The organism is Streptomyces sp. NPDC048254 (assembly GCF_043201895.1).
In the GTDB taxonomy this organism is placed as follows: domain Bacteria; phylum Actinomycetota; class Actinomycetes; order Streptomycetales; family Streptomycetaceae; genus Streptomyces.
The window spans coordinates 541,649-558,848 of sequence record NZ_JBICZJ010000002.1 but is presented as its reverse complement, the minus strand read 5'-3'; the positions used below and the strand labels follow the sequence as shown (position 1 = coordinate 558,848).

14 protein-coding genes and 1 pseudogene are annotated in these 17,200 nt (G+C 70.1%); 12 read left to right on the top strand and 3 right to left on the bottom strand.

Annotated features, from left to right (window positions below):
* Positions 1-363: 363 nt before the first annotated feature.
* Positions 364-1,851, bottom strand: a complete 1,488-nt coding sequence (locus tag ACGFZQ_RS07850) for an MFS transporter (protein ID WP_393839597.1) — start codon at positions 1,849-1,851, stop codon at positions 364-366.
* Between the two features lie 167 nt (positions 1,852-2,018).
* Here ACGFZQ_RS07850 and ACGFZQ_RS07845 point away from each other — a divergent pair.
* The 3 genes and pseudogenes from ACGFZQ_RS07845 to ACGFZQ_RS07835 all read left to right on the top strand — a co-directional run.
* Positions 2,019-2,192 (top strand): annotated as a pseudogene (locus tag ACGFZQ_RS07845) (LysR family transcriptional regulator); the annotation flags it as partial.
* A gap of 39 nt (positions 2,193-2,231) precedes the next feature.
* Positions 2,232-2,921 (top strand): LysR substrate-binding domain-containing protein, encoded by a 690-nt coding sequence (locus ACGFZQ_RS07840; RefSeq protein WP_393839873.1) that lies wholly within the window; start codon positions 2,232-2,234, stop codon positions 2,919-2,921.
* Between the two features lie 203 nt (positions 2,922-3,124).
* Positions 3,125-4,090: an alpha/beta fold hydrolase gene (locus ACGFZQ_RS07835; protein WP_393839596.1), complete on the top strand. Its 966-nt coding sequence runs from the start codon at positions 3,125-3,127 to the stop codon at positions 4,088-4,090.
* A gap of 297 nt (positions 4,091-4,387) precedes the next feature.
* Here the strand turns inward: ACGFZQ_RS07835 and ACGFZQ_RS07830 are convergent, their stop codons facing one another.
* On the bottom strand, positions 4,388-5,056 hold the full coding sequence (locus ACGFZQ_RS07830) for a hypothetical protein (protein ID WP_393839595.1): 669 nt from the start codon (positions 5,054-5,056) through the stop codon (positions 4,388-4,390).
* Positions 5,057-5,191: 135 nt separating this feature from the next.
* Here ACGFZQ_RS07830 and ACGFZQ_RS07825 point away from each other — a divergent pair, with 135 nt between their 5' ends.
* The 6 genes from ACGFZQ_RS07825 (at position 5,192) to ACGFZQ_RS07800 (ending at position 11,520) form a co-directional block, all read left to right on the top strand.
* Positions 5,192-6,403, top strand: a complete 1,212-nt coding sequence (locus tag ACGFZQ_RS07825) for a pyridoxal phosphate-dependent aminotransferase (protein WP_351741560.1) — start codon at positions 5,192-5,194, stop codon at positions 6,401-6,403.
* Positions 6,404-6,494: 91 nt separating this feature from the next.
* Positions 6,495-6,899: a hypothetical protein gene (locus ACGFZQ_RS07820; RefSeq protein ID WP_393839594.1), complete on the top strand. Its 405-nt coding sequence runs from the start codon at positions 6,495-6,497 to the stop codon at positions 6,897-6,899.
* 190 nt (positions 6,900-7,089) lie between these two features.
* A complete protein-coding gene (locus tag ACGFZQ_RS07815; protein WP_393839593.1) occupies positions 7,090-8,166 on the top strand; it encodes a hypothetical protein in 1,077 nt (358 codons plus the stop codon).
* A gap of 30 nt (positions 8,167-8,196) precedes the next feature.
* Positions 8,197-9,396, top strand: coding sequence for a toxic anion resistance protein (locus ACGFZQ_RS07810; protein WP_393839872.1), 1,200 nt, complete (start codon positions 8,197-8,199; stop codon positions 9,394-9,396).
* Complete coding sequence (locus tag ACGFZQ_RS07805) at positions 9,393-10,931, top strand: substrate-binding domain-containing protein (RefSeq protein ID WP_393839592.1); 1,539 nt, start codon at positions 9,393-9,395, stop codon at positions 10,929-10,931. Before ACGFZQ_RS07810 ends, ACGFZQ_RS07805 begins: the two co-directional genes overlap by 4 nt.
* Entirely contained in the window at positions 10,918-11,520 is a 603-nt protein-coding gene (locus ACGFZQ_RS07800; protein WP_393839591.1) for a hypothetical protein, read from the top strand. The genes ACGFZQ_RS07805 and ACGFZQ_RS07800 overlap by 14 nt, the downstream gene beginning before the upstream one ends.
* 443 nt (positions 11,521-11,963) lie before the next feature.
* On the opposite strand, the gene ACGFZQ_RS07795 is transcribed toward ACGFZQ_RS07800, so the two are convergent.
* Entirely contained in the window at positions 11,964-13,787 is a 1,824-nt protein-coding gene (locus ACGFZQ_RS07795; RefSeq protein ID WP_393839590.1) for a phosphoenolpyruvate carboxykinase (GTP), read from the bottom strand.
* 369 nt (positions 13,788-14,156) lie between these two features.
* On the opposite strand from ACGFZQ_RS07795, the gene ACGFZQ_RS07790 reads away from it, so the two are divergent.
* The 3 genes from ACGFZQ_RS07790 (at position 14,157) to ACGFZQ_RS07780 (ending at position 17,200) form a co-directional block, all read left to right on the top strand.
* A complete protein-coding gene (locus tag ACGFZQ_RS07790; protein ID WP_393839589.1) occupies positions 14,157-14,873 on the top strand; it encodes a hemolysin III family protein in 717 nt (238 codons plus the stop codon).
* A 114-nt stretch (positions 14,874-14,987) separates the two neighbouring features.
* The gene (locus ACGFZQ_RS07785; protein ID WP_393839588.1) at positions 14,988-16,562 is read left to right on the top strand and encodes a DHA2 family efflux MFS transporter permease subunit; all 1,575 of its coding nucleotides are present in this window, start codon (positions 14,988-14,990) and stop codon (positions 16,560-16,562) included.
* Positions 16,559-17,200 (top strand): TetR/AcrR family transcriptional regulator, encoded by a 642-nt coding sequence (locus tag ACGFZQ_RS07780; RefSeq protein WP_393839587.1) that lies wholly within the window; start codon positions 16,559-16,561, stop codon positions 17,198-17,200. The genes ACGFZQ_RS07785 and ACGFZQ_RS07780 overlap by 4 nt, the downstream gene beginning before the upstream one ends.

Below are 17,200 nucleotides of genomic sequence, written 5' to 3'. Positions count from 1 at the left end.
GATCTTCCGGCCGCCACTTGTTTTGTCATGTGCATTGTGAGGGGAGGGGGGTGGTGGAGCAAGGAGTTGTTTCAGGACCGGCGTTGGCGGATTTCCGCACAGGCGGCGTCGACGAACTCGAAGAACACCGGAATACCGCCTACCCCGTGCGTTTCACTTGCCGCGGTGTCCGGATCTTGATCCCAAACGCGAAAGTGCCCTCTGAGCTGGGAAGATGAGGCTTGTCGAAGGTCTCTGCCATCCCAGCAGGAAGGCACTTTCTGCGTGCACACCACCGGGGCGCACTCCGAATCGATGACACGCCCCTGGCCCCGCGAACATCTCGCCGGGCAGACGCTGCCGGTCAGGCTGCCGTTGCACCTGTCACTTCTTGTCGAGCTGTGCCTCGGTCGGCGCGGCGGGCGGTCCGTCGGCGTGCTGGTGCTCGGCTTCAACGCGGTGGGGTTTCGAGCTGAGCTGGAGCGCGACGATGATCGCGGCGAGGACTGCGAGACCGGTCGCGATGAGGAACGACAGGCGGTAGCCGTCCACCAGAGAGCTGCTGTGGCCAGAGGTGGCCGCAGCGGCGGTGGCGAGAATCGCGAGGCCGACCGCGGCGCCGGTCTGCTGGCTGGTGGTGAACAGAGCCCCGGCCAGTCCCTGGTCGCCGGCCCGGACTCCGCTGGTGATCGCGATCGACGCGGCCGGCAGGGCGAGCCCGACCCCGGCCGCGGTCAGCACCAGGCCGGGCAGCACCGCTGCGGGGTAGCCGGCCCCGGCGGTGATCTGGGCAAGCCACAGCTGTCCGGCGCCCATGCTGGCCAGCCCGGCAAGCAGGAGGCCCCTGATGCTGAACCGGGCCAGCAGCCGACGGGTGCCGAGGGTGGAGACGAGCACGACGGTGGCGGTCGACGGGACCAGCGCCAGGCCGGTCGCCACCGGGCTGAACCCCAGCACCTTCTGCAGGTAGAGCGAGGCGAAGTAGACGTAGCCGGCCAGGATGGCGCCGATCAGCAGCATTGCCGCGATCGCGGCCCGCCGGGCCGGCTCCGCCAGGATCGACACCGGCAGCATGGGTGCCGCGGACCGCTTCTCGGCGAACACAAATCCCGTGGTCAGAAACACGGCCAGGGCGAGAGGGACGAGGGTGGCGGGCGCGGTGAAGCCGTGCTGCTGCCCGCTGCTGAGCCCGAAGATCAGCGCGGCGATGCCGGTGGTCACCAGCAGCGCCCCGCGCACATCGACGCTGCCGCGACTGCCGGACCGCTTCGCGGCCGGCAGTCGCGGTACCAGCGCGAGCATGATGGCGATGACCGGCGGGTTGATCAGGAACACCGCCCGCCAGCCGAGGTACTGGGTGAGCAGCCCGCCGGCCACGATCCCGGCGGTCGCGCCCGCCGCGGTGGTGCCTTGCCACATCGCCAGCGCCCGGTTACGGGCGGCCCCTTCTGCATTGGTGGTCGTCAGCAGCGACAGCGCGGCCGGGGAGGCCATCGCCCCGGCCGCGCCCTGCACGATCCGGGCGATGATCAGCATGATCGGCCACTGGGCGAGCCCGCAGGCCAGCGACGCGATCCCGAACAGGGCCAGGCCCAGGGCCAGGACCTGCCGCCTGCCGAGCAGGTCCGCCAGGCGGCCGCCCGCAAGCAGCAGCGATCCGAACGCAAGCGCGTACCCGGTGACGATCCACTGCAACTCCGCTGCAGGCATGCCCAGCTCCCGCTGGATCGACGGCAGCGCCACGTTCACGATGCTGAAGTCCAGTTGCAGCACGAACTGGGCGGCGCAGATCAGCGAGACGACAAACGCGGTCCGTTGTGAGCCGCTCGCAGCGTGCCGAGGCGTGGCGTCATTCTTCGGGTGGTCTGCCATGGGCGAATCCCCTGTCCTGGCGGTGTTCCTTACTGGTTCGTCGGCGCCAACCACGCCCGTCGGAACTTCGATGGCGGTCCGGCGGCAGCGCGCACAGATAGACTGCATCTGCCTGGCAGATGGAACTGTCCAGATGTGCTGCAATTCAGGCCTAGAGGCGGTGGCCGATGGAACTCAGACAGCTACGTCACTTCCTGGCGTTGGTCGAGGAACGCAGCGTCACTCGCGCCGCCAAGCGCGAACTCATCGTGCAGTCAGGCCTGTCGAACTCGCTCCAGGCCCTCGAACGCGAACTCGGTACGGCCCTCTACGTCCGAGGGACCAGGCCCGTCCGGCTCACTGCGGCCGGCGAGGCTCTGGTGGGCCCGGCCCGCCGGACCGTGACCAGCGCCGCGCAGGCGGAAGAGGCCGTACATCACACCCGTGACGTGCTCATCGGCACACTGCGCCTCGGCGTCTCGCTCTCCGCTCAGCATCTGGTGCCGTTCGCTTCCTATCTCGGCGAGTTCACTCGCGATCATCCCGGCATCGACCTGCGCCTGCACTACGCGCCCGCGCTGACGATGATCTCGATGCTCGAGGCCGGAGAACTGGATTGCGTGATCGGACCCGCGGTCAGCCAGGTCCCGGGCGTCCGGATGACCCGCCTGGCGCGAGAGCCGCTGCACCTCGTCTGCCGCGCCGATCATCGCCTGGCGGAGCGCACCGAGGTCAACATCGGACAACTGGCCGACGAGCGGTTCGTCGAGGTACCCCCGGGGTGGACGGCACGCCTGTTGAGTGACGCCGCGTTCACCGGCGAAGGCATACAGCGCCGCGTCGTCTGTGAGGTCGGCGACTGGGAACTGTTCCTCGAACTGGTCAGCGCAGGCGTCGGTATCGGCTTCGCTCCAGTCGGCCTGCAGTACCCCGTGCTGACCGCACCGGACAGCGTTCTGCGGCTGATCGCGGTCGAGGGCGTGCGTCTGGAAAGGCACATCTACCTGATGCTGCCCTCGGCGGGCGAGACCAGCCCGGCAGCCCGGCAGTTCGCCGATCAGCTGCTGCGTATTCACCCCGCGGGCAGCTGACCCGACGCCTGTTGGCCAACGCAGCCCTGTCAACCCGGAAGTGGCGGAGCCGCCGGTGCGCCCACGCCGCGACCATCTGATCGTCAGATGGGCTCCATCTGAGACAGGTGCGACGCAGGCGACATCAGCGGCAACGAAGGCGCGGTTGTACCGGGTGAAACTTCCACGCCGACCGTGGACGCCGGGCCAACGGCAGAACAGAGATGCCGCCCCGGAAGATCCGCCACTCGGTCGGCGCCCGCACGGCCGAAGACAAGAAGGAGGTCGCCGAGATGAACCTCACCGACCACGCCGGAGTCCGGCTCACACACGGAAAGCCCAAAGTCAACGGTGTGGAGATCCACTACGCGATCGGCGGCGCCGGCGAGCCGGTGTTCCTGGTGCACGGCGTACCGAAGACCATGTCGTACTGGCGCCACGTCGTGCCCCTGCTGACCCCGCACTACACCGTCATCGCGGTCGACAACCGAGGCGCCGGCGGCTCCCAGCGTCCCCTGACCGGCTACGACACCGCCACCATGGCCGGCGACGTCGCCGAACTGGCCACCCACCTGGGCTTCGACCAGTTCCGCGTCGTCGGCGAGGACTGGGGGGCGGCCATCGCCTACGCCGTCGCCGCCTTCCACCGGCCCCGGGTGCAGCAACTGGTCTTCCAGGAAACGCTCCTGCCGGGATTGCCGGCCGGCCCTGGACTGCCGGGCGGCGAACAAGACCCCTCACTCGCCGCCGACGACGGCCGCACCGGCTGGCACTTCAGCTTCTTCAGCCTGCCGCACATGCCCGAACTGCTGCTGGCCGGACGGGAACGGCCTTTCTGGACGTACTACGCCAGACGTCAGATGTGGGACCCCAGCGCGCTGACCGAGGAGGACATCGACGACATCGTGCACTCGGCCGAGCAGCCGGGCGGCACCAAGGCCATCCTGGAGATGTACCGAGCCCGCCAGACCGACGCCGAACAGAACCGCCCGCATTACGCCGACCCGATCAGCTGCCCGGTCCTGGCCGTCGGCGCTCAGAACTATCTCGGCGACGAAGTATCGAGACAGCTCGCGCAAGTGGCCCGCGACGTCCGCGGCGTCGTCATCCCCGCATCCGGACACAACATCGCCCTCGAGAACCCGACCACCCTGGCCCAGGCCTACCTCGACTTCTTCGCAGGCGAATGAGGCCCTGGAGAAACGAACTGGCCACGGCCTTCCATCGGCTCGCCGCACTGCCCCGTCCCACCGGCTGACCGGCAGACTCTGCCCGCCACGACCCGAAGGACCCTGGAGAACCCGACCACCGCGCCGGGACTCCGCCATGCCCGAGCATCGAAATCACCTCGGCCACCCGGCAGTCACCCCTCAGCGACACCTCATCACCCCAACCGGAACGGCGAGGCTACGCCCGGCACGGCGAGAGCACGCACCTGACACCGCGAGGCCGCCCTCCGGGCGACGACGGGAATTGCCGGACAGGCCCTAGTGGGACCGGCCGCCGCCCCGCCCGTGCCCCCAGCCGTGCCCCCCGTACGTGGGTGTCTCGGTGCCGGCGGTCGGTGAGGGTGTCGCGCTCGCACCGGAGGTCGGGCCGGCGGGCGGCGCGGACGCGGTGGTGGACGGCGGGACGCTCGCGGACGAGGCCGCCCGGGTGGACGGCACGCCCCCTGCCGCCGGTACGGCCGACGTGGCGGAGGGGGTGACCCACGGGCTGCTCGGGCCGCCCTGCGGCGGCTGCTGCGCGGACTCGCCGACCGTCCGCTCCGTACGGCTCCGGCCGTCCTGCGAGCCGTCCGACGACGAGGAGGAGGAAGACGACGAGAGGGCGAAACCGGCGACCAGTGCGGCCACGGACGCGGCGCCCGCCGCGCCCACGGCGACCGCCCTGCGTCTCGAACGCCGGCCCTCCGCGTCGCGGGCCGACCGCCGCCGCTCCGCCCGGCCCACCGCCGGTACGAGTGCCGACACGGGTGCCGGTACGACGGGCGCGGCGGGCGTCATCCGGGGCAGCTCGCGGGTCTCGTCGTACGCGTTGAGCCAGCCGTGTGCGGACGCCGGGTCCCGGTACTCCTCGTACGCGGGGGCCGGTCCGCCCCCCTGCGGTTGGTAGACGCTGGGCGCCCCGGTCTCGTCCTCGGCAGGTCTCGGCATGGACGCGGATTCTAGGAGGGAAGGGGCCGGTGAGACAGCTACCGGCGATAACAGGCCAAACCTCCGGGGCTTTCTGCGTCTCACGTGGTGGAAAACACGACGCGACGAGCGTTACCGCGCCGTAAGCTCACCGGCATGCAGGTGATCCAGTCGACCAAACTCGCCAACGTCTGTTACGAGATCCGGGGCCCGGTTCTCGAGGAGGCGATGCGGCTGGAGGCGGCGGGACACCGCATCCTCAAGCTCAACACCGGGAACCCGGCCGCCTTCGGCTTCGACTGCCCGCCGGAGATCCTGGAGGACATCCTCCGCAACGTCTCCTCGGCGCACGGCTACGGCGACGCGAAGGGCCTGCTGGCCGCCCGGCGCGCGGTCGTCATGCACAACCAGACCATCGGCATCGAGACCGACGTCGAGCACGTCTTCATCGGCAACGGCGTCTCCGAGCTGATCGTGATGGCGATGCAGGGCCTGCTGGACGACGGCGACGAGGTCCTCGTACCGGCGCCTGACTACCCGCTGTGGACCGCGGCGGTCTCGCTCTCCGGCGGTACGGCGGTGCACTACCGCTGCGACGAGCAGTCGGACTGGATGCCCGACCTCGCCGACGTCGAGCGCAAGGTCACCGACCGCACCAAGGCGATCGTCATCATCAACCCGAACAACCCGACGGGCGCGGTCTACGACGAGGCGATGCTGCGCGGGCTGACCGACATCGCCCGCCGCCACAACCTCCTGGTCTGCTCGGACGAGATCTACGACAAGATCCTCTACGACGACGCCACGCACACCCCGACGGCGGCGATCGCCCCGGACCTGCTCACGCTCACCTTCAACGGCATGTCGAAGGCCTACCGGGTGGCCGGCTACCGGGTCGGCTGGATGGCCATCTCCGGCCCCCGCGCGCACGCCGACTCCTACATCGAGGGCCTGACGATCCTCGCGAACATGCGGCTGTGCGCGAACATGCCCGGCCAGCACGGGGTCGTGGCCGCACTCAGCGGCCGCCAGTCGATCAACGAGCTGGTACTGCCGGGCGGGCGCCTGAAGGAGCAGGTGGACACGGCGTACGAGCTGCTCACCCAGATCCCGGGCGTGACCTGCGTCCGGCCCAAGGGCGCCCTCTATCTCTTCCCGCGCCTCGACCCCCAGGTCTTCAGGATCAAGGACGACCGGCAGATGGTCCTGGACCTGCTGCGGCAGGAGAAGATCATGGTCGTCCAGGGCACCGGCTTCAACTGGCCGGAGCCGGATCACTTCCGGGTGGTGACCCTGCCGTCGGTGGGTGATCTGCGGGACGCGATCACGCGGATCGGCCGGTTCCTGGACGGCTACGGACAGCCGTAGGTAGCGGCCGGGCCACCGTCCGTGAACCGGGTCAACTTTAGACGAGATCTAAGCTAGGATGGCTTCCTGACAGCACAGGAGGCCATCTCCCATGTACGAACCGATCCGCACCAAGTCGGTGCACAGCACGATGGCCGGCCCGCCCTCCGACTTCCCTCACCGGACGCGCGAGGAGGAGCTGGACATCCAGCTCGCCGGACATCTCGCGGCGCTGCTCGCCGTCACCGACGAGCTGCGCGGCCTCACGCCGTCCACCGACCTCGACGCCGCCGCGACCCGGCTGGCCGAGCAGGTGACCCGGCTGCGGGGCGGACGTACGCCGGTCCGCGCGTCGCTGACGGTACGGCAGCCGGCGACCCTGCACGAGCGCGCCCACGCGCTGGCCGGCCGCGCGCTGGTCGTCGCGGCGTCCCGGGCGGACACCGCGGCGGCGATCCTCGCGGCGGAACGCATGGACGCCCACGCGGCGGCAACAGAACTCACCACGACCGCCTGACCCGCCACTCCCCCGAACGGCCCCGGTCCGCGCGCCCCACAACCGCGCGCGGACCGGGTTGCCACAACCCCCTGCCGCACCGCACCCCTGATCGGCTGTCGTCCCCCCGTTGTAATCCGGGACGTCCACTTCACGCCCCGTTCACCCTGAGCGCCCTGGAATGTGGGGTTCCGCGAGCACGCTCCCCGGCGTGAGACGTATCGCGGGAATCATCCTGGCGGTGCTGCTGATCGGTGGCGTGGTGGCTGCCGTCGTCGCAGGCCGACACGGGGATGACAAGGGCACGGCAACGAAGACCGTGCGTGGTGTGATCGGTTCGGAGAAGTCGGACTTCTTCGCCGATCCCGATGTGGTGAAGGCCCTCGCCGCCAAGGGCTACACCGTGAAGACGGAGGCGTCGGGGTCCTGGGCCATGGACGGCCGGGACCTGAAGGGCTATGACTTCGCGTTCCCGTCCAGCTCGGCGCCCGCCGACCAGCTGGCCGCGAAGTACCACGCCCGCCAGCCCCTCCCCAGGCCCTTCTACTCGCCCCTCGTGGTGGTGGCCCATCGCAGCGCCGCCGAGGTGCTGGCGGCGAACGGCCTCGCCGTGCTCGACGGCAAGGGCAAGGGCACCCTGAAGATGGCCGCCTACCTCGACGCCGCCCGGCACGACCGGACCTGGCAGCAGCTCAAGGGGGCCAAGGCGCACGGCGAGTTGACCGGGACGCTGTACATCACCAGCACCGACCCGGAGACCTCCAACTCCGGCGCCCTCTACCTCGCCGCCGCCTCCTACGTCGCCAACGGCGGCCAGGTCGTGGCGAGCGACGCCGCCGTCGCGAAGACCGCACCCCTGCTGCACAAGCTGGTCAGCGTCCAGGGCGCCCAGCAGCCCAGCAGCGACTCGGTCTTCCGGGACTTCATCAGCGGTGCCGGCAACCCGCTGGTGTGCCTCTACGAGTCGCAGGTCGTCTCGCTGCTCGCCGAACAGCACGGCGCCGACGACCTGGTGGTCCTCTACCCGGACACCACGGTCAACAGCGACCACACGATCGTGCCGATGGACGACGCCGGCCGGGAGCTCGGCGACCTCCTCAGCACCGATCCGGCCCTGCGCAAGCTCGCCGTGAAGCACGGCTTCCGGCCCCAGGGCGACTCCGCCGAGTTCGTCACGGCCACCGCCGACCGGGCCGCGTACCTCAACCAGACACTGACCGGCGTCCGGCAGGCGCCCGTGCCCACCTCCGCGGTGCTGCACGAGATGGCCCGCCGGGCGCGCGGCTGACGGGGGGATCCTGTGAGCAACTTCGACAAGATGAGGCCGAGCGGCGGCGAGCACCCGCCCACGCTGAGCGGTGAGGACGTCTTCACCCTGACCCCGCCCGAGGCGGTCGCGCCGGTGCCGCGGGAGAAGGCCGGCGGACTCGTGCCCGTCGCCGACAGCGTCCGTACCGACATGGCGCACAAGGCCTCCGTGTACGTCCGGGACCTGGCCGCCCTGGACGCGCGGTCACCGGAGTTCGCGAGCAAGGTCGGCGAGATCACCGGGCTCGGCGCCGGCGAGATGCGCAGCGCCGCCTCGCAGTCCAACCGGATGCTGGAGCGTGCCGTGCGCAGCCTGCCCGACAAGGGCGGCGACGCCCAGGGCAAGGTCGCCGGCTCACTCGTCGAACTCCGCCGGGTCGTCGAGGACCTGGACCCGCGCGACCTGCCCGCGGGCAAGGGCCGCAAGTTCCTCTCCCGGCTGCCCGGCGGCAACAGGCTACGCGACCACGTCGCCAAGTACGCCTCCGCACAGGGCACGTTGAACAAGATCGTGGGCTCGCTGCGCGGCGGCCAGGACGAACTCCGCCGGGACAACGCCGCGTTGGGGACCGAGCGGGTCCGGCTCTGGGAGACCATGGGCAAGCTCCAGGAGTACGTCGTCCTCACCCAGGCCCTGGACACCGCCGTCGAGCAGCACATCGGCCGGCGCACAGACCCGCAGGAGGCCGACGCGCTCCGCGCCGACGTGCTCTTCCCGGTCCGGCAGAAGCACCAGGACCTGCTCACCCAGCTCGCGGTGTCCGCGCAGGGCTACCTCGCGATGGACGTCGTACGACGCAACAACGACGAGCTGATCAAGGGCGTCGAACGCGCCGCCACCACCACCGTGTCGGCGCTGCGCATCTCGGTGATGCTGGCCTCCGCGCTGGACGACCAGAAGAAGGTCATCGAGCAGGTCAACGCGTTGCGCGGGACGACCGAGGACCTCATCCGGGGCAACGCCGAGATGCTCGCGAGCCAGAGCGGGGAGATCCAGCGCATCGCCGCCGACCCGGCCGTCGGCGCCGAGACGCTGCGCGCCGCCTTCCAGCAGATCTACCGCACCCTCGACGCCATTGACACCTACAAGGTGCAGGCGACCGAGGTGATGGCGAACACCGTGCAGTCCCTCACGGACGAACTCCAGCAGGCCAGTGCCTACCTGGAGCGCAGCCGCTCCAAGGGCGCGCTGGAGGGCGGCCCGGCATGAACAGACGCCCGCTGCTGACCCTGCTCGCCACCGCCGCCCTGCTGACCGGGTGCACCTCCGAAAGCCACCAGGACGACGACTCCACGGCCCCGAAGCCCGGCACCCTGCGCGTCCTCGCGTCCTCCGAACTCAGTGACATGACGGCCGTCTTCGACCGCGTCCGCAAGGACACCGGCGTGACGATCCGCCCCACCTACATGGGCACCCTGGACGCCGTCGACCTGGTCGCCCAGGGCAAGGCGGACGGGCGGTACGACGCCCTGTGGCTGTCCTCCGACGACTATCTGCGGCTGCGCCCGGAGGCAGCGAAGAAGGTGGTCTCGGAGACCTCGATCATGTCCAGCCCGGTCGCGATCGGCGTCAAGGCGGCCACCGTCAGGTCCCTCGGGTGGAAGCCGGCCGACGTCACCTGGTCGCAGGTCGAGCAGGCCGTGGAGGCCGGCCGGCTGACCTACGGCATGACCGACCCGGCCCGCTCCAACTCCGGTTTCTCCACCCTGGTCTCGGTGGCCTCCGCGCTCTCCGGCGCCCAGTCGGCGCTCACGGACACCGACGTGACCAAGGCGACCCCGCGGCTGAAGAAGTTCTTCAAGGGCCAGACCCTGACCTCGGGCTCCTCCGGCTGGCTGGCCTCCGCCTACCAGCGGCGCGGCGACGTCGACGCCCTGCTCAACTACGAGTCGGTCCTCAAGGGCATCCAGGGCCTCACCGTGATCCGCCCCAGCGACGGCGTGATCACCGCGGACTACCCGCTCTCCTCGCTCTCCGCCTCCTCCGCCGACACCCGCGAGGACGTCCGCAGGGTGGCCGAGGACCTGCGCACGACGGCCGTGCAGAAGCTCATCACGGACACCACCCACCGCCGCCCGGTGGTCGCCTCGGTGCCGCCGGCCGCCGGCCTGGACACCTCCCGCCGCCGCGAACTCCCCTTCCCGGGCAGCAAGTCGGTGGCCGACGGGCTGATCTCCGCGTACGAGAACGAACTGCGCCGGCCGTCCCGCACGGTCTACGTCCTGGACACCTCGGGCTCGATGGAGGGCGACCGTCTCGCCCGCCTGAAGAAGGCCCTCACCGACCTCACGGGCGACTTCCGCGACCGTGAGGAGGTCACCCTGATGCCGTTCGGCTCGGACGTGAAGGACGTCAGCACGCACGTCGTCGACCCGGCCGACCCGGACACCGGCCTGAACGCGATCCGCAAGGACACCGACGCCCTGCGGGCCGACGGCAACACCGCCATCTACACCTCGCTGGAGAAGGCGTACGACCAGCTGCGCACCGACCGGGACACCTTCACCTCGATCGTGCTGATGACGGACGGCGAGAACACCACGGGCGCCAAGGCCGGCGAGTTCGACGACTTCTACCGCGGCCTGTCCACCACCCAGCGGAACATCCCCGTCTTCCCGATCCTGTTCGGGGACTCCTCCCGCACCGAACTGCAGCACATTGCCGACCTGACCGGCGGCCGTCTCTTCGACGCCCAGCAGGGCTCCCTGGACGGCGCGTTCGAGGAGATCCGTGGCTACCAATAGGCTGCTCGGCTACCTGGAGTCCCGCAAGAACCTCACGGGCTGCGCGGGCGGCCTGCTCGGTCTGGTCCTCACCTTCACCGGGGTGGCGGGCCCGTACTGGCCGGTGGTGGTGGCGGGCCTGTACGGCGCGGGCGCGCTGATCGCACCGCCGGAGCGGCCGCCGCTGCCGGCCTTCCCGACACCGTCGGCCCAGCTGGAGGGGGTGCGGGCCGACTTCGGGAAACTGGAGACCTATCTGACGGAGGTCGGCCTGCCGGCCTCGGCGCAGGCCCGGCTCGGCGAACTGACCGACCTGCTGACGGCGTTGCTGGACCCGGGCTGGGCGGCCGAGCTGCTGGCCCAGGACCCGGAGGGCGTCCACGTGCTGTCGCGGACGGTACGGCAGGACATCCCGGAGGCGGTCGACAGCTTCGTCCGCACCCGGTGGTGGACGCGTCTGACGCCGGGACAGGAGCCGCCGGAGCGGCACCTGGAGCGCCAGCTGGCCCTCCTCAAGGAGGAGGCCGAGCAGCTGGCGGCCGGCCTCCGGGACGCGGAGGCCAGGCGCCAAGAGACCCACACCCGGTACCTGGAGGACCGGAACAACTGAGGCGAACGAAGGGCCGGCCTCCCGGTGCGGAAGGCCGGCCCGGTCCGGTGGTGGCCACCACGAGCGCCAGGAGGGTGGCTGTCACGGTGGCGGCCCGGACCGTGAGCGATCGAACACGGGGTGTGAACGACCGAACATGAGGTGTGAACATGGGCGACAGCGTCCCGGCACCGGTCCCCGGGCCGGCTCGCCACGTGCCGTCTTGCCCTCACCGGCCGCAGGAAATCACCCCGGCGGGTGAGCGGGCACCGCCGAGACCCCCGGCCCGTCGACGGGCGAAGGCCTGTCGTCACCGGTTCCGTCGGGGCGGACGGGTCGGTGACGACAGGCCCAGGGGCCGCACACGCCGTTGTGCGCGGCCTCGCCGGTTCAATCCGCGGCCGGTCGTGACGATCGCTGGTCAGGGCACACCCCGTACCGGCCGCGGAGTCTTCACTCGGGGCTCAGCCCAGTCGCTCCACCAGCGCCCGGTACTCGTCCCACAGTTCCTTCGGTGTGTGGTCGCCGAAGGTGTTGAGGTGGTCGGGGACCAGCGCGGCCTCCTCGCGCCAGATCTCCTTGTCGACGGTCAGCAGGAAGTCGAGGTCGCCGTCGGCCAGGTCGAGCCCCTTGGTGTCGAGGGCCTCACGCGTCGGCAGCACACCGATCGGCGTCTCCACGCCCGCCGCCTTGCCGTCCAGCCGCTCCACGATCCACTTCAGGACCCGGGAGTTCTCGCCGAAGCCGGGCCAGACGAACTTGCCCGCGTCGTTCTTGCGGAACCAGTTGACGTAGTAGATCTTCGGCAGCTTGGACTGGTCCTTGTCCTTGGCCACGTTGACCCAGTGCGCCATGTAGTCGCCCATGTTGTAGCCGCAGAACGGCAGCATCGCGAACGGGTCGCGGCGCAGCTCGCCGACCTTGCCCTCGGCGGCGGCGGTCTTCTCGGAGGCCACGTTGGCGCCCAGGAACACGCCGTGGTTCCAGTCGAAGGACTCGGTCACCAGCGGGACGGCGGTGGCGCGGCGGCCGCCGAAGAGGATCGCCGAGATCGGCACGCCCTTCGGGTCCTCCCACTCCGGCGCGATGATCGGGCACTGCGCGGCGGGCACGGTGAAGCGGGCGTTGGGGTGGGCGGCCGGCGTCTCGGACGCCGGCGTCCACTCGTTGCCCTTCCAGTCCGTGAGGTGGGCCGGAAGCTCCTCCGTCATGCCCTCCCACCAGATGTCGTTGTCGTCGGTCAGCGCGACGTTGGTGAAGACCGCGTTGCCCCACAGCGTCTTCATCGCGTTGGCGTTGGTGTGCTCACCGGTGCCGGGCGCGACGCCGAAGAAGCCGGCCTCGGGGTTGATCGCGTAGAGGCGGCCGTCCTCGCCGAACCGCATCCAGGCGATGTCGTCGCCGACGGTCTCGACGGTCCAGCCGGAGACGGTGGGCTCCAGCATGGCGAGATTGGTCTTGCCGCAGGCGCTCGGGAAGGCGGCGGCAACGTACTTGGACTCGCCCTGCGGAGGAGTGAGCTTGAGGATCAGCATGTGCTCGGCGAGCCAGCCCTCGTCGCGGGCCATCACGGAGGCGATGCGCAGGGCGTAGCACTTCTTGCCGAGCAGGGCGTTGCCGCCGTAGCCGGAGCCGTAGGACCAGATCTCGCGGGACTCGGGGAAGTGCGAGATGTACTTGGTCTGGTTGCAGGGCCAGGGGACGTCCGCCTGGCCGGGCTCCAGCGGGGCGCCGAGGGTGTGCACGGCCTTCACGAAGAAGCCCTCGTCACCGAGTTCGTCGAGGACGGCCTGGCCCATGCGCGTCATCGTGCGCATGGAGGCGGCGACGTACGCGGAGTCCGTGATCTCCACGCCGAGCGCGGAGAGCGGGGAGCCGAGGGGGCCCATGCAGAACGGGACGACGTACATCGTCCGGCCCTTCATCGCGCCGCGGAACAGCCCCTGGTCACCGGTGAAGATCGCCCGCATCTCCGCGGGGTCCTTCCAGTGGTTGGTCGGGCCGGCGTCCTGCTCCTGCTCGGAGCAGATGAAGGTGCGGTCCTCGACCCGGGCGACATCGGTCGGGTCGGAGGCCGCGTAGTAGGAGTGGGGGCGCTTGATCGGGTCGAGCTTCTTGAAGGTGCCCTTCGCCACGAGCTCTTCGCACAGTCGCTCGTACTCGGCCTCGGATCCGTCACACCAGACCACACTGTCCGGCTGCGTCAGTTCGGCGATCTCGTTGACCCACGAGATCAGTTCCTGATGTTTGGTGGGAATGACGGGGGGAGCCGCGATGTCGCGCGCCACGATTGCTCCTAAATGAGGGGTTTTTTTGATCTTTTTGGTCCGCTGAGGACCTTGTCGCCCCGTGGGGGCTGCGACCCGGATGCTTCACAGTGCACGACTGTCTGGCGCTCATCCGGTGCCGACCGCACTCATTTGATCCTCCGACTCGATCACCCATCTGTCCAGAGGGAGTCACAGATGAGCGACGTGAGGAAGGCCACGGTCGCCATGCCCACCTGCGTTTCTTTGCGTTCACATCGAGTTCGCCTCAAGGTCTTTTTGCCCGGCGATGCGAGCCCGCCGGGTGACCCGTGAGACGATGGCCACTCCTGGACGGTCATCGGGCGAGACTGATCCGTGACTTACGGTTCCGTAGGTACGATGCGGTGCATGACTGCGCCCGTCCCCGACGCGCCCTCGGATTCGCCGGCCGCCGGCCACGGCTCCAACGCGCTCTCCTCCCTGTCGCACCAGGTCAAGCCCAAGTTGCGTGGCTGGCTGCATCTGGGCATGTTTCCGGCCGTACTCATCTCGGGCCTCGTCCTCACCGCCCTCGCCGACTCACCGCGCGGCCGTGTCGCGTGCGGGATCTACGTCCTGACGGCGTGCCTGCTGTTCGGCGTGAGCGCGCTGTACCACCGGGGCAACTGGAGCCCGCGGATGGACGGCATCCTGCGCAGACTCGATCACGCCAACATCTTCCTGATCATCGCGGGCACCTACACACCGCTGACCCTGCTGCTCCTGCCCGCCGCCAAGGGCCAGTGGCTGCTGTGGGGCGTCTGGGCCGCGGCGGCCGCCGGCATCATCTTCCGGGTCTTCTGGGTCGGCGCCCCTCGCTGGCTGTACACGCCCTGCTACATAGCGATGGGCTGGGCGGCGGTCTTCTACCTGCCCGACTTCATGCGCTCCGGCGGTATCGCCGTGCTGGTCCTGGTGATCGTCGGCGGCCTCCTCTACAGCGCGGGCGGTGTGATCTACGGCATCAAGCGCCCGAACCCGTCACCGCGCTACTTCGGTTTCCACGAGGTCTTCCACTCCCTCACGCTGGCCGCGTTCATCGTCCACTACGTGGGGATCTCCCTGGTGGCCTACCAGCACGCGTAGTCCCACCCGCCCCTCTCCGAGTGGCCACGGCTCCCGAGCCGTGGCCACTTTTTTCATGCCCTGACAGGTGCTACTCATTGACAGGCACTAGATTTTGAGAGCTACTCTCATTTCATGACTACTGTCACTCAGCTCGAAGAGACACATCAGAACCCCCGCCGCTGGTGGGCCCTGGGCGCCCTGGTCGCGAGCATGCTGGTGCTCGGCTTCGACACGACGATCCTCAACGTGGCGCTCCCGACCATGGCCGGGGAGCTCAGCGCCACCACCAGCCAGCAGCAGTGGATGGCGGACGCCTACGTCGTCGTCTTCGCCTCGCTGATGCTCCCCGCCGGACTCCTCGGCGACCGCTTCGGCCGCCGCCGGATGCTCGTCACCGGCCTGGTGGTCTTCCTGGCCGGGTCCCTGGTCGGCTCCCTCGCCGACGACGTGAACTGGGTGATCGCCGCCCGCACGGTGATGGGCGTCGGCGCGGCACTGGTGATGCCGCTCGCCATGTCCGTGCTGCCCTCGCTGTTCGGGCCGAAGGAGCGCACCCGGGCCGTCGGCATCGTCTCGGCCGCCTCGGCGCTCGGCCTGCCGCTGGGCCCGATCATCGGCGGCTTCCTGCTCAACCACTTCTGGTGGGGCTCGGTCTTCCTGATCAACGTCCCGATGGCCGCCATCGGGATCGCCGCCTGCGTCTTCCTGCTCCCCGAGACCAGCGACCCCGCCTCCCCCAGGGTCGACGTCCTCTCCACCGCGCTCACCGTGACCGGCCTCGGCGCCCTGATCTACGCGATCATCGAGGCCCCCGACCGCGGCTGGGGCGACCCGCTGGTCCTGACCCTGCTGGCGGGCTCCGTCGTCCTCATCACGGGCCTGGTGCTGCGCGAACGCCGGGTCGAGCGCCCCATGCTCGACATGACCCTCCTCACCCACCGCGGCTTCCTGCTCAACACCCTCGCCGCGACGCTCGTGATGTTCGTGCTGTCCGGCCTGCTGTTCGTGCTGCCGCCCTACCTCCAGGCGGTCCTCGGCAACGACGCCTTCGGCACCGGCCTGAGGCTGCTGCCCATGATGGGCGGCCTGCTGGTGGCCGCGCGGGGCGCCGAGGCGATGGTCGCCCGCTTCGGATCACGCGCCGTGATCGCCACCGGCCTGGTCGTCCTCGCCTTCGCCGCGATCCTCGGCAGCCGTACGACCGCGGACTCCGGCTACGGCTACACCGCGCTGTGGCTGTCCATCGCGGGCCTCGGCTTCGGCTTCTCGGTGGTTCCGTCCATGGACGGCGCCCTCGCCGCCCTGCCCACCGACCGGGCCGGCAGCGGCTCCGGGCTGCTGATGACCACCCGCCAGGTCGGCGGTGCCATCGGTATCGCCCTGCTCGGCAGCCTGCTCGCGAGCGCCTTCCGCGACCGCCTGGACGTGACCGGCCTGCCCGCCGCGCTCGGCCACACCGCCGGCGAGTCGGTGGTCGCCGCCCACCTGGTCGCGGAGAAGGCGGGCTCGGCCCCGCTGGCCGCCTCCGCGAACGCCGCGTACGTACACGGCATGGGCCTGGTCCTGCTGGTGTGCGCCATCGCCGCGCTGGCCACCGCGCTGCTGGCCGCCGCGTTCCTGCCCAACACACCGGCCGCCCACCCCGCCGAAGAGGAAGAGAACGAGGCATCGGCCGTGGCCCCCGCCACCGCCGATGCCGGACAATGACCAGCATGACGGCACCGCACACCTCCTTCCCCCCGGCCGACAACCCCCGGCTCAGCCTGCGCGAACGGAAGAAGATCAAGACCCGCGAGGCGATCCGCGAGGCGATGTACGCGCTGGTCGAGGAGCAGGGGTACGAGGCCACGACGATCGAGCAGATCGCCGAGCGGGCCGAGGTGTCGCCGTCCACCGTCTTCCGGTACTTCCCGACCAAGGAGGACATCGTCCTCACGGACGAGTACGACCCGCTGATCCTGGAGGAGCTCCGCGCCCGGCCCGCCGGCGAGCCGTGGCCGGAGTCCCTCCGCCACGTGATGCACCGGGCGGTCACCCTCGGCATGAAGGACGCCCACTCGGTCTCCCGGCTGCGCACCCGGCTGATGGTCGAGGTGCCGGCGGTGCGCTCCCGGATGATGGAGAGCATGTCGGAGACCGGCCGGCTGCTCTGCCAGGCCATCGGCGAGCGCACCGGGCGCGACCCGCACAGCCTGGAGGTGCGGGTCTACGCGATGTCCATCGTCGGCGGGCTGATGGAGACCTCGATGTACTGGGCGGAGCAGGACCACGAACCCGACTTCAAGGTCCTCGTGGACCGCGCCCTGAGCGTCATCGAACACGGACTGCCGCCGGAAAAACCCTGA